At 69.7% G+C, this 12,856-nt stretch carries 11 protein-coding genes and 1 pseudogene; 2 read left to right on the forward strand and 10 right to left on the reverse strand.

Annotated features, from left to right (window positions below; genetic code table 11):
* Window positions 1-249 precede the first annotated feature (249 nt).
* The 10 genes from ACFYMU_RS32845 to ACFYMU_RS32890 all read right to left on the reverse strand — a co-directional run bounded on the left by ACFYMU_RS32845 (window position 250) and on the right by ACFYMU_RS32890 (window position 11,116).
* A complete protein-coding gene (locus ACFYMU_RS32845) occupies window positions 250-1,431 on the reverse strand; it encodes a macrolide family glycosyltransferase (RefSeq protein ID WP_388381291.1) in 1,182 nt (393 codons plus the stop codon).
* 72 nt (window positions 1,432-1,503) lie between these two features.
* Window positions 1,504-2,490: a Gfo/Idh/MocA family protein gene (locus ACFYMU_RS32850; RefSeq protein ID WP_388381293.1), complete on the reverse strand. Its 987-nt coding sequence runs from the start codon at window positions 2,488-2,490 to the stop codon at window positions 1,504-1,506.
* Entirely contained in the window at window positions 2,487-3,884 is a 1,398-nt protein-coding gene (locus ACFYMU_RS32855) for an NDP-hexose 2,3-dehydratase family protein (RefSeq protein ID WP_388381295.1), read from the reverse strand. The genes ACFYMU_RS32850 and ACFYMU_RS32855 overlap by 4 nt, the downstream gene beginning before the upstream one ends.
* 46 nt (window positions 3,885-3,930) lie before the next feature.
* Complete coding sequence (locus ACFYMU_RS32860; RefSeq protein WP_388381296.1) at window positions 3,931-4,674, reverse strand: NAD-dependent epimerase/dehydratase family protein; 744 nt, start codon at window positions 4,672-4,674, stop codon at window positions 3,931-3,933.
* 43 nt (window positions 4,675-4,717) lie between these two features.
* Complete coding sequence (rfbH, locus tag ACFYMU_RS32865; protein WP_388381298.1) at window positions 4,718-6,022, reverse strand: lipopolysaccharide biosynthesis protein RfbH; 1,305 nt, start codon at window positions 6,020-6,022, stop codon at window positions 4,718-4,720.
* A 2-nt stretch (window positions 6,023-6,024) separates the two neighbouring features.
* Window positions 6,025-7,023, reverse strand: coding sequence for an NAD-dependent epimerase/dehydratase family protein (locus ACFYMU_RS32870; protein WP_388381300.1), 999 nt, complete (start codon window positions 7,021-7,023; stop codon window positions 6,025-6,027).
* Entirely contained in the window at window positions 7,010-7,996 is a 987-nt protein-coding gene (rfbB, locus tag ACFYMU_RS32875) for a dTDP-glucose 4,6-dehydratase (RefSeq protein ID WP_388381302.1), read from the reverse strand. Before rfbB ends, ACFYMU_RS32870 begins: the two co-directional genes overlap by 14 nt.
* Window positions 7,993-9,060, reverse strand: a complete 1,068-nt coding sequence (locus tag ACFYMU_RS32880) for a glucose-1-phosphate thymidylyltransferase (RefSeq protein ID WP_388381304.1) — start codon at window positions 9,058-9,060, stop codon at window positions 7,993-7,995. Before ACFYMU_RS32880 ends, rfbB begins: the two co-directional genes overlap by 4 nt.
* 61 nt (window positions 9,061-9,121) lie before the next feature.
* Window positions 9,122-9,694 carry a dTDP-4-dehydrorhamnose 3,5-epimerase family protein gene (locus tag ACFYMU_RS32885; RefSeq protein ID WP_388381306.1) on the reverse strand — a complete coding sequence of 191 codons (573 nt, stop codon included), beginning with the start codon at window positions 9,692-9,694 and terminating at the stop codon, window positions 9,122-9,124.
* A 135-nt stretch (window positions 9,695-9,829) separates the two neighbouring features.
* On the reverse strand, window positions 9,830-11,116 hold the full coding sequence (locus ACFYMU_RS32890; protein WP_388381308.1) for a nucleotide disphospho-sugar-binding domain-containing protein: 1,287 nt from the start codon (window positions 11,114-11,116) through the stop codon (window positions 9,830-9,832).
* A gap of 755 nt (window positions 11,117-11,871) precedes the next feature.
* Here ACFYMU_RS32890 and ACFYMU_RS32895 point away from each other — a divergent pair.
* Window positions 11,872-12,480, forward strand: coding sequence for a response regulator transcription factor (locus ACFYMU_RS32895; protein WP_388381310.1), 609 nt, complete (start codon window positions 11,872-11,874; stop codon window positions 12,478-12,480).
* Window positions 12,481-12,647: 167 nt separating this feature from the next.
* Window positions 12,648-12,856: pseudogene (locus tag ACFYMU_RS32900) on the forward strand (2-oxoglutarate ferredoxin oxidoreductase subunit alpha); the annotation flags it as partial.

Here is a 12,856-nt window from a genome sequence, read left to right on the forward strand (position 1 = left end):
TTGTCGGATCACCGTCCCCGGTCAGTGGAGGGCGCCGTCGGGACGGCGCGGACCGAAGCCGAAAGCCCGGTCGACTGCGATGTGTGCGGTCCGGCCGCGCCCGGCGGACGGCCGCCGCCGGGCGGCCGTCGGTACCCCGGCGGCCGGCGAGCCGGCCGCCGGGCGCGGTTCGTGCAGCCCGTTGCGGTGCGGGCGAAGGTGGGCACGTCCCTCAGTGTTCCGCCGCCTGCTTGCGCCCCGCTTGTACGGTCAGCGCAGGCCGGCCAGATACCCCTCGACGGCGTCGGCGCCGACGACCGGACCGTTGACGGAACGCATGCGCTCCCGCGTGGCCCGTACCCGGTCGGTCACGGACGCGTCGCCCGTCACCTGGGCCACGACGTCGCGCAGGCTTCGCACCGTGACGTCCTTCTTGGCGAGAAGGCGGCCGAGGCCCAGCTCTTCCACGCGCATCCCGTTGGCCAGCTGCTCGTTCGTCTGCGGCACGACCACCATGGGCACGCCGTTGTGCAGCGACTCCATGGTGCTGTTCATCCCGCCGTGGGTGATGAACAGGCGGGCGTGGCGCAGCACGTCGAGCTGCGGCGCGTAGCGCCGTACGTCGACGTTCGCGGGCAGCGGTCCGAGGCCGGCGGGATCCGTGTGGTCACCGACGGTGATGAGGACGTCCCATTCGGAGTCGCCGAAGGCTTCGACGGCCATCGTGAAGAACTCCGGCCAGCCCCGGGCGGAGGTGCCGAGCGAGATCAGCAGAACGGGCCGGTCCGCCGAGGCGGGCCGCCAGGTGCCCTGGTAGGGACGCTCGACGATGCAGGGCCCGGTGAACACGAACCGCTCGTCGAACGTCTCGCCGGCGTACTGGAACTCGCGCGGAAGGAAGATGATGCCGAGCTTCTCGACGTTCGAGAGGAACCCCATCGGGTCCGCCGGCAGTCCGAACCGGGGCAGCACACCCGCGAGCTTCGTCGCCGCCTCGATCATGCGCGGATCGTTCAGTTCCGCCACGGGGAACTTCTCCCGGATCGAGAAGTGTTCGTTCGCCCCGAACACCGGATACGTCCGGATGAGCGGAATGTCGTTCTCGGCGGCGAAGAAACGCGCACCCCAGGCCATGAAGTCATGGACGATCACGTCCGGCCTGTTGTCCTTGTAGAACGGTGCGACCTGTTCCACGAGAGTCATGCCTTCGTTCAGGCACCGTAATCCCTCGCCCGCGGTCTCGTCGGCGGTCAGGGGGACGCGGTAGAAGTCGCCGAAGACCGAGTCGTACCGGACCGGCTCGGCCCCGGCGGCCTTCACGATGGGGGCGAAGTGCTCCGTCACGGTGCAGGTGACGCGGTGGCCCCTTCTCACCAGTTCCTCGACCACGCCGATCGTGGGATTGACATGGCCTACCGCCGGAAAGTTGAAGAAAGCGATGTGGCGTTGCACGAGTGTCTCCTTCCGTCATGCCCCGCCGGTGTCCTTCGCCGGTCGTCGGCCGAGGGCCCGCGGGGCGGCCGCTCATCCAGTTCCGATGGGTTTTCCGTACGAGGCGGACCGGCGTATCGCGTCGAGCAGTTCTGCCTGCCGCAGGGTGTCGCCGGTGTCCGGGAGGGTTCCGGTGCGCACCGCGGCGGCGAAGGCCGCGACGGTGGCCGCCACCTGGTCGTGCGGTTCGAGCCGTATCTCCTCGGTCGTCCCGCCTCGGTGAAGGTTGATCACGGGGACATGGTCGGCGGGCGGGGTGAAGGCCCGGTCGACGGTGATGCCGCCCTCGTCGCCCCACAGTTCGTACGACGAGCGGTAGGCGTGCTCCATGCCGAAGGTGATCTGAGCCGTGACGGTGCCGGGAGTGCTCAGCAGCGCGGCACCGGAGGTCTCCACCTGCCGTCCCGCGCCCTGCACGAGACGGGCGCCGATGACGTCGAGTTCGGGGCCCAGGAAGTGCAGTGCGGCACGCAGCGGATAGATCCCGACGTCCGCCAGGGCCCCGCCGCCGAGGTCCGGGTCGTATCTGATGTCACCGTCCGGGAACGGGGGGACGGTGAACGCCGCGTGGAACGTACGGGGTTCACCGATCGCGCCGTCGGCGACCAGGCGCTGGACGGCGCCGTGCCGGTGGTGATGGACGAACATGACGTTCTCCATGAGCACCAGCCGGCGGCTGACGGCGAGTTCGAGCAGTTCTCCGGTGCTGTGGCGGTCGGTGGACAGGGGTTTCTCGGCGAGGACGTGCCGGCCCGTGTTCAGCGCCGCCTCGGTCCACCGGGCGTGCAGGACCGCGGGCAGCGGCACGTAGACGGCCTGGATGTCGTCCTGTTCGAGGAGTTCGCCGTACCCATGGACGGGACGGCAGCCGAAGCGCTCCGCGACCTGCCGCGCCTTGGCCGGGTCGCGGCTGGCCACTGCCGCGATCTCGATGTCGGGACTGGCGGCGAAGGCGGGAAGCATCCGGCGCACCGCGATGCCCGCGCATCCGATCACGCCCACGCGCACAGGACCGCTCATCGGGTCCTCACCGCCGTCGCGTTGAGGCAGGCGAGCATCGTGCGTGCCTGCACGTTCAGGTAGTGGCCGTGCCTGCCCAGGGACGTGAGCTGCGCGGGGGTGACCCAGGCGTAGCCGGGCGGCGGGTTCAGCGGAGCGTCGGCCTCGTCCGCCTCGACGACGAGGTAGCGGCTCTCGGCGTTGAGGAAGCGGCCGCCCTCCTCGGAATGCACGGCCTCGTAGCGGATGCGGTCCGGGCGGGCGCGCAACACCGTGTCCAGGAACGGGGGACGCTCCTTCTCGGGCAGGTGGGCGTAGTTGTCCGGTGTGTACTGCACGGTCGGTCCCAGCTCGACGGTGTCGAGGAAGCCGGCCTCGACGCGGGCGTGCACCAGCACATGCGGGACGCCGCCGAACTCACGGAGGAGAAGGGCGGTGACACCCAGGCCGACCGGCTCGAACAGGGGCTGGGTCCAGCCCGTCACCTCGCGGTTTCCCGCCCGTACGGACACGGCCACGACGTTGAAGTAACGGCCCGCCTCGTGCTCGATGGCGCTCTCGCCGCGCTTCCAGCCGGGAATGGACTCCAGCGGTACGCGTTCGGCCCGTACGCAGTGCCGTGTGCGCTCGCCGGTGATCCAGGAGAGCAGATGGATGTCGGGCAGCAGCGCGCCGTCCGAGGAGTCCCCGAAGGGCAGGCAGGACAGCACGGTGCGGGAGTCCATGTTGACCACGTTGTCCCGGTGCAGCAGCTCGCCGATCTGGCCGAGGGTGAGCCAGCAGAAGTCGTCCAGCAGCGGTACGTCGCCGACCGCCTCCACGATCATGTTGCGGTTGGACTTGTGGTAGAACCACGAGCCGTGCTCGGACTGGAGCACATCCGCGACGACGCGGCCGCGGTTCGGGCCGACGAAGTACTCGATGTACTTGACGTCCGCGCCCTTGTGGGCCTTGGTGTAGTTGCTGCGGGTCGCCTGGACCGTGGGCGACAGCTGGAGCAGGTTGGGGTTGCCCGGCTCCATCTTCGCCTGCATCAGGAAGTGCAGCACCCCGTCGAACTCCTTGACGAGGATGCCGAGGACACCCACCTCGGGCTGTCTGATGATGGGCTGGTACCAGTCGGCGTGGGGGCCGTCGCCGTACGGTTCGCCCTCCTCCGTGACGTGCAGGCCCTCCACGGTGAAGAACCGGCCGCTACGGTGCACCAGGTTGCCGGTGGACTCCTGGAACGACCAGCCGTCCAGCTCAGCGAACGGTATCCGGTCCACCTGAAAGGTGTGGGCCCTGCCCCGTTCGGCCAGCCAGCGGTCGAAGTGCTCGGTGGGCAGGTGCGCGCCCCGGGCGGTGGCGGCCGACAGTGCGATGCGGGCGGGCAGGCTCTTGCTCTCACGCGTCTTGAGGGTGTGGGTCGGCATCGGAGGAACTCCCCGCCTTTCTGGGTGTGCGTACGCGGCCACAGGGTCAGGCATGTTCGGCCGCGATGAGGTCGTTCAGGACCCGGCGGTAGTAGTCGGGACCGAAGCCCATGTCCGCCACTTCGGGGACCAGGGCACGTAACTTCTCTGTGGAGATGGCGTAGCGGACACCCGTGTCCACGTACTCCTTGCGTGGCGCGAGCCGTAACAGGCGGGCGAGGTGGTCGACGATGTCTTCCACCGGGACGGCGAACCCGGAGGCCACGTTGACGGTGTCGCCCCGCAGACCCGCGGCGAGCAGCCGGTCGATGATCGTGATCGCGTCGCCGACACGGAGGAGGTCGCGGGTCGCGCCCCGGTGCATGGACACCACCCCTTCGCGTACCTGCCGTAACAGCGTGGGTAAGAGCTGGTGGTACCGCCCGTGCGGACCCACCAGGTGCCCCAGCCGGAGGATGAGGTGGTCGACCCCGGAGGCGCGCAGTTGCTCCTCCAACGCCAGTTTGTGCGCCCCGTAGGGGGTGTAGGGGGTCACCGTGGTGTCCTCCCTGCCCGGCCCCTCGGCGAACCCGTACATGCCGGTCGCGGCCGTCGAGAAGAACAACAGCCGCTGCCCGGTGGCCGCGCACTGCTTCGCGACGTCGCGCAGCAGCGCGGCCTCCCGCGCGTAGTCCGCCTCGGTGGCGCCGCTGGTCCTGGACTCCCCCGCCGCCAGGGCCACGGTGTCCGGATGCCGGCCGGCCAGCGGGCGCAGAGTGCGCGCCAGGAATCCGGTTCCCACAATGTCCATCGTCGTCGTCCCTGGTCTCTGGGTGGGAGGCGGCCCGTCGGGCTCAGCCGTGCTGGGCCACGAACTCCTTGATCGTGGCGGTCATGTAGTCGAGCATCTCGTCCGTGAGCCCCGGGTAGACACCGATCCAGAAGGTGTGCTCGGTGATGATGTCGCTGTTGGTGAGGTCGCCGACGACACGGTGGGGTTGACCGATGTAGGCCGGCTGCCGGGTGAGGTTGCCCGCGAACAGCCGCCGGGTGCCGATCTTCCGTTCCTCCAGGTGGTCGACCAGTTCGGCGCGGGTGAAGCCGGCCTCGGGGTCGACGGTGATGACGAAACCGAACCAGCTCGGATCGGCCCGGGGGGTCGGTTCGGGGAGCAGGAGGCCCGGCACGCCGTCCAGTCCCTCGCGCAGCCGGCGCCAGTTGCGTCGCCTCGCCTCGATGAAGCCGTCCAGCTTGGCGAGCTGCGCCAGGCCCAGCGCCGCCTGGATGTCGGTTCCCTTCAGGTTGTACCCCACGTGGGAGAAGATGTACTTGTGGTCGTACCCGGCCGGCAGGTTGCCCATCTGGTACTCGAACCGCTTGAAGCAGGTGTTGTTCTTGCCCGGTTCGCACCAGCAGTCCCGCCCCCAGTCGCGCAGCGACTCCACGATGCGGGCCAGGCCGAGGTTGGAGGTGAGGACGCAGCCGCCCTCGCCCATGGTGAGGTGGTGGGCCGGGTAGAAGCTGACCGTGGTCAGGTCGCCGAAGGTCCCGGTGATCCGGCCGTCGTAGGTGGAGCCGACCGCGTCGCAGTTGTCCTCGATGAGATAGAGGTCGTGGTCCTTGGCGAGCTGGGCCACCTCGGCGACCTCGAAGGGGTTGCCGAGCGCGTGCGCGATGATGATCGCCCTGGTCTTGGGGCCGATCGCGCGCGCCACCCGGTCGGCCGTGGTGTTGTACGTGGCCAGGTCCACGTCGACGAAGACCGGTATGAGCCCGTTCTGCAGGATCGGGTTGACGGTGGTGGGGAATCCCGCCGCCACGGTGATCACCTCGTCGCCCGGCTTCAGCCTCCGGTCACCGAGCTGGTGCGAGGTGAGGGCCGAGACGGCGAGCAGGTTCGCCGACGAACCGGAGTTGGTCAGATGGGCCTTTCGCCGCTTCAGGCGCTTGGCGAAGGCCGACTCGAACTTCCTGGAGCTGGGCCCCGCGGCGATGCGCATGGTCAGGGCGGCCTCGACGATGGCGACCCGGTCCTCTTCGTCCAGGACCGCGCCGGACGGCCAGATCTCGGTCACACCGGGCACGAACTCCCGGTCGGGCTCGGTCTCCCGGTGGTATCTGCGGACCGTGTCCAGCACCAGTTCCTTGTTGTCGCTCATCGTCATGTCCTTCCGTTGGCTGGCGCCGGCACCGCGTCCGCGAGCAGGTCGAGCAGCGAGTCGTCGAGAGTGCGCCGCGGCCGCCATCCCAGAAGCCGCTGCGCCCGTGAGACGTCGAGTTGCTGCCACTCCACGTCCGTGCGTGCCGAGGGGCCGGGTACCGTCTCGACGACCGGGAGGTCCACGCCGCTGAGTTCGACCATGCGGTCGATCAGCGTGTGCATCGCGACCGCCTCGCCGCGGCCGACGTTGACCACGCGACCGCCGATGTCCGCGCTCGGCGCGGTGGCGGCGGCCCGTACGGCGTCGACGGCGTCGCGCAGGTCCACGATGTCGCGGTGGGCGCGCAGCGGCGGGAGCCTGAGCTCGTCCGGCTTCTCGCCGCGGGACCGGGCGCGGGCCGCCTCGCCGAGGTGGGCGGCGACCCTGCCGAAGAGGCTGCCGGCGGGCGCCCCGGCGCCGATCACGTTGGCGAGGCGGAGCACCACACCGTCCAGGCCCTGTTCCGCCGCGGCCCGGAGGACGGTCCGCGTGCCGAGGAGTTTGGTGCGCCCGTACGGTGTGACGGGAGCGGGCTCATGGTCCTCGGAGGTGCCGGTGCCCGGGGTGCCGGCGCCGTACTCGTGGATGCTGCCGAGTTGGATCAGCCGCGGCGGGCGGGGCAGTTCGGCCAGTGACTCGGTGACGCGGACGACCAGTTCCGCGTTGCCCGCGGTCATCTCGGCCTCGTCGGCCTGCCAGGCCCGGCCGGCGGAGTTGACCACCACGTCGGGCCGCACCGAGCCGAAGAATCCGGTGAGTTCCCGTGGGCCGGCCGTCAGCAGGTCCATGAGGACGAAGCCCGCGTCCGCCGGACCGTCCCCGGCCGGGCCGCGCGAGACGAGGTGCACCAGGGCGCCGTCGGCGCGGAACGCCTCACCGATCCGGCGGCCCAGGTAGCCGGCGCCGCCGAGCACCACGACTCGGAGCCCGGCCGCTCCGCCGCCGTCAGCCGTCCGCACGGCCGCCCCCGTACTTGACGGTCTTCCACCAGCCGGGGTGGTCGCGGTACCAGGCCACCGTGGCGGCCAGGCCCTCCTCGAACCCGGTCAGCGGGACGTAGCCCAACTCCTCGCGGATCTTGGACTCGTCGATGGAGTACCGCAGGTCGTGCGCCTTGCGGTCGGGGACGTGGCGGATCATCTCCGGTCCCGAGCCGGTCAGTTCGAGCAGGTGCTCGGTGATGGCGCGGTTGGTCCGCTCGTTGCCGCCGCCGATGTTGTAGATCTCGCCGGCCCGGCCGCCGTTGAGCACGAGATGGATGCCGCGGCAGTGGTCGTCCACGTGCAGCCATTCGCGGATGTTGCGTCCGTCGCCGTACAACGGCACCTGCTGTCCTTCCAGCAGGTTGGTGACGAACAGCGGGATGAGCTTCTCGGGGTGCTGGTAGGGCCCGTAGTTGTTGGAGCAGCGTGTGATGGAGAGGTTCACTCCGTGCGTGCGCCAGTAGGTGCGGGCGACCAGGTCGGAGCATGCCTTGGAGGCGGCGTAGGGGGTGTTGGGCAGCAGCGGCCAGTCCTCGGTCCAGGAGCCCTCCGCGATCGAGCCGTACACCTCGTCGGTGGAGACGTGCACGACCCGCTCGACACCGCTGTCCAGTACGGCGTCGAGCAGCGTCTGGGTGCCCAGGACGTTGGTGCGGAAGAACTCTCCGGCGCCCTCCAGCGAGCGGTCCACGTGGGACTCCGCGGCGAAGTGCACCACGGCGTCGTGTCCGGGCAGCAGTTCGCGCAGCAGGCCCGCGTCGCAGATGTCGCCGCGGACGAACTCCAGACGCGGGTGCGAGGCGGGCAGGTTGTCGCGGTTGCCTGCGTAGGTCAGCTTGTCCAGGGCGGTGACCCGGGCGTCCTCCCACTCCGCGTAGGCGTTCGCGAGCAGGTTGCGGACGAAGTTGGAGCCGATGAAGCCGGCGGCGCCGGTGACGAGGATCCTCATGCCGCGACTTCCACTCGTGTGTGGTCTCCGACGACCAGGCGGTAACGGTCCGTGCTCTGCCTGCTGGTGCCGACGGAGGCGGAGCGACCGATGAGGGAACTGCTCAGGCCCTGGACGCCGGTGACCGACGCCCCGTCCAGGGCGATGGAGTACTCCAGCCGGCTTCCGGTGACCACGCAGTCGCGTCCGATGGACGTGTGCGGGCCGATGTGGCTGTCCTCGACGACCGTGCCGGCACCGATGATCACCGGCCCCTCGATGTGGGAGCGCACGATGCGCGCTCCCTCCTCCACGACGACCGGCCCCGCCAGCACGCTGGCCTCGTCGACCGCACCGTCCACGGAGTGCCGCAGGCCCTCCAGGATGTGCTGGTTGCACTCCAGGACGTCCTCGACGTTGCCGGTGTCCTTCCAGTAGCCCTCGTACTGGGCCGCCCGGACATCGGCTCCCGCCGACACCAGCCACTGGATCGCGTCGGTGATCTCCAACTCGCCGCGGGCGCTGGGCTCGATGGCCTCGACCGCCTCGTGGATGGTGGCGGTGAAGAAGTACACGCCGATCAGCGCCAGGTCGCTGCGCGGCTGCTCGGGCTTCTCCACCAGGCGCAGCACCTCGCCGCCGGGGCCCAGTTCGGCCACGCCGAAGGCGCGCGGGTCGGGGACCTTGTACACGACGACATGGGCGGCCGGGCGGTGCGCGGCGAAGTCCTCGGCGATGCCGGCGATCCCGTCGGGCAGCATGTTGTCGCCGAGGTACATCACGAAGTCGTCGTCGCCGAGGAAGTCCCGGGCGATGGCGACGGTGTGGGCGAGTCCGAGCGGAGCTTCCTGCCGGATGTAGGTCAGTCGTGCCCCGAACCGCGATCCGTCCCCGAGCGCCTGGCGGATCTCCTCGGCGCGGTCCCCGACGATGACGCCGATCTCGGTCACGCCCAGTTCCAGGACGTTCCTCAGGACGTACTCCAGGACCGGCACGTTCGCTATGGGGATGAGCTGTTTGGGCATCGAGTAGCTGAAAGGCCGTAGGCGGGTGCCCGATCCGCCGGCCAACACCAGAGCCTTCATGGGAGGTCCTCTCGATTCATGTGGTGAAGCCGCTTCGATCCGGCGCGGTGGTGACGCCGCGTCAGGCGGCGTCGAAGTCGGACAGCATGCCTGCTGCCAGGGCTTCGGCCAGCGTGGGTGCCTTCGCGTCCTTGTCCGAGATCAGCGGTGTCCCGGGGCACTCCCAGGGCAGGTCCAGGTCGGGGTCGAGCGGGTTGATGTCGATCTGCGTCCCGGGGACGTACGTGGTGGAGACGACGTAGCAGATGCAGGCGTCGTCGGTGAGCGCCAGGAATCCGTGGCCCACGCCCTCGGGCACGTACACGGACCGGCCCGAGGCGGCGTCCAGTTCGTTCACCTGGTGCCTGCCGAAGGTGGGTGACCCGATCCGCAGGTCTACGACGATGTCGCGCAGCACGCCCCGCACGCAGGTGACGAACTTGGCCTGCCCCGGGGGGACGCTCACACTGTGGATGCCGCGCAGGGTGTGGCGCCTGGACACCGAGTAGTTGATCTGCCGGGGCTGGAAGAGGATCCCCGCGGACCGCTCCAGTTCGTCGGACCGCATCGACTCGTAGAAGACACCCCGGTCGTCGGATATGTGGTCCGGCTCGATCAGAAACGTGCCGGGGATGCTGGTTTCCTCGATGCGCACGGCGCGCTCGCCCTTTCTACCTGAACTCGACTCGTGCTGGACGGGTGGAAGCCCGGTGGGTGCGGGCATCCCGCGCCGCAGGGCCGGGGGCGCGCGGTGCGGCACGGGAGCCGTGCGGCGGCGGACGGCGGCCGCTCAGCCGCGGTGCTCGGCGGTCAGTCTCTCCAGGACCGGGACCACGTCCTTCGGCGCCGGGGCGGCCAGCATGTCCTCGTACAGGCCGCGGGCCCCGAGTTGGAAGGACGGCTCCTCGATCAGCCGCACGAGGTCCTTCTGCATGACGTCCACGTCGATCGCCGCCGCGTCGATGACCAGGCCAGCGCCCCGGCGGGCGACGTAGCGGGCCGTGACCATCTCGTCCCACATCGGGAGCGGCACGACGAACTGCGGCACCTTGAACGCCACGGCGGCGGCGAACGTCCCGCCGCCGCCGTGGTGGATGATGGCCGAGCTGTTGGGCAGCACCTGGTTGAGCGGTACGTACTCGAGGGCACGGACGTTGTCCGGGAGCGTGCCCACGGCGGACAGCTGCTCGCCGTTCAGCGTCGCGACCAGTTCCAGGTCGAGACCGGACACGGAGTCGAAGAACTCACGCATCGGGAAGCCGCTGTGCCGGCCGGCGAGCAGTCGACGGCTCACCCCCAGCGTGAGCACCGCGCGGGGCCGCTCCGGCCGGGAGTGCAGCCACTCGGGAAGCATGGCGGCCCCGTTGTACGGGACCCGGCGGACCGGGACGTACGCCAGGTCCAGCGGGTTGCGCATCCGGGACTGGGTGAGGTCCAGGGTCCACTGTCCGACCCATGTCTCCTCGGTGAAGTCCAGGCCGTACCGGGCCAGCACCGGGGCCAGCCACGCCATCCACGGGTCCTCGGCAGGGGCCGAGGCCGGATCGGCCGACTGCTGCCGCGTCTTGGAGCGGATCGTCCCGATGTTGTCCATGCCGAACAGCAGACGCGCGTGGGCGGCGCCGCAGGCGCGCGCCGCCACCGCTCCCGTCGGCGCCAGCGGGTCCCACAGCACCAGGTCGGGGCGCCAGTTGCGGGCGAACTCCACCAGCGTGTCCAGGATCGGCCGGCGTCCGCCCGCCACCTGCTCCGGCGGGTAGTAGGCGTTGAACATGCCCCCGAGCACGGCCCTGGCGGTCAGCCAGGCGTTGTCGTCGTCGGGATCGAGCGCCAGGGTGGGCCGGTTGGGGCCCGCGCCGGCGATCAGGGGTGCCAGCGATGCGGTGAGTTCCTCCTTGCCGCCCAAGGACACCGCGGTGAGGCCGGCCGCGGTGATGTTCGAGATCACCTTCGGATCGACGACGCCCTCGGGGCTCGCCACCACGACCTCGTGGCCGGCACTCTGCAGCGCCCATGCCAGCGGTACGACCGGATAGAGGTGTGCCGTTGCCGGAAAGATGGTGAATAGAACGCGCATCGCTGCCCTCTCCCGAGACTGCCGGCCCGACGCCGACGCGTGCTGTTCGCTCGAATGCTGCGGACAGGCTCTAAAGAGCCGCTTGTGCAGTGCGGAACGCGTGGTCTTGGAGAGAAGTGGCGATCTCACGGTGTTACTCGCGGTACGGGAAAGATTGATCAAGTTTCAACTTTTCGCCCCGCGCCCGGTCGTCACGTAAATTTGCGCCCGTGAGTGCTTGATTCCTGCACAGTCTTCACGGCATTGACTTATCATCTGCCCAGGATGGCGCACATGGTTGCGAGAGGCCGTGCAGATGATGGACCGTCACGACCGTTCCGACAGTGCGGACGAGTCAAGGGGCAGCCGTGAGGCCATGACCCCGGCCGGACACGGCAGCGGTCTCCCCGCATCCTGGCCGGCACACACCATCCTGATCTGCGCACTGCCGGGTCTCACGCTCCTCACCACCATCGAGAACGACGGTGCCGACACCGTCCGCACCCGCTCACCGCACGTCGTCGGCGGACTTCGCGATCCGCGCGCCGATGATCGCGGCGAGCGGTCGGCCGGAGTCGGGCCACGCGATGAACGGCATATTCCGGTTGCCGACCGAAGTGTCCGTGAACGAACCGCAGGAGACGGCCGTGGAGGTACCAGGGGGGCATGTTCCCGCTCAAGGAATCAGCCGCATGATCGCGCGCGGCCGCTTCAGGAACGGTCCGGATCACGTGACCTGGCGATCCGGGCCTCCAGGTACCGCAGACGGGAGCTCAGTGATACGGATACTGATCGCCGAGGACATGAACATGATCCGCGGCGCCCTGGTCGCTCTGCTGAATCTCCAGGACGATTTCACCGTGGTCTGTGAGGTCGAACGCGGGGACGAGATCGTCGACATGTCTCTCAAACACCGGCCCGACGTCGCCATCATCGACATCGATCTGCCCGGTGTCGACGGCCTGTCGGCCGCCACCCAGCTGCGCAAGCAGCTCCCTCAGTGCCGCGTCCTCATCCTCACCAGCCTCGGCCGCCCCGGCACCCTGCGCCGGGCCCTCGAGGCCCGGGTCTCCGGCTATCTCCTGAAGGACGCCCCACCCGGGGAACTCGCCTCCGCCGTACGGCGCGTGGCCGCCGGGCACCGGGCTGTGGACCCCGAACTGGCGCTGGCCGCCTGGGGAGAGTTCGAGAGCCCCCTCACCGACCGGGAGACGCAGGTACTGCGGCTCGCGGCGGAGGGCGCGGAGGCACGGGAGATCGCCTCCATGCTGCGGCTGTCGGCGGGCACGGTGCGCAACTACCTGACCACCATCGTCACCAAGCTCAACGCGCGCAACCGCGTCGACGCGATCCGCATCGCCAGGGACGCGGACTGGCTGCTGTGACACAGGCCGCTGTCGCCGTCGGGCGCACGTCCGCCCGACGGGCCGGCGCGGCCGCCTCGTTCCCGCGAGGTACCGCGGTCTGACAGACCGGCTTTGGCCGGTCACAAGGGGCGCTCAATACCGTGCGGCGGCAGGCAGCCAGCTGCGTCGACGGGAAGGAGCGGCCGGTGGCCGTTGACACCACGCACACGAGTGACACGAGCGCCCCCGCGGAGACGGAACGAACGACTCGTGGGACTCACGAGGTCCGTTCCATGAGCCGGGTGGTCATCCGGTTCGCGGGTGATTCCGGTGACGGTATGCAGCTCACCGGTGACCGTTTCACCTCGGAGACGGCGTCGTTCGGCAACGACCTGTCGACGCTGCCGAACTTCCC

The organism is Streptomyces sp. NPDC007264, from assembly GCF_042869095.1.
GTDB lineage: Bacteria > Actinomycetota > Actinomycetes > Streptomycetales > Streptomycetaceae > Streptomyces.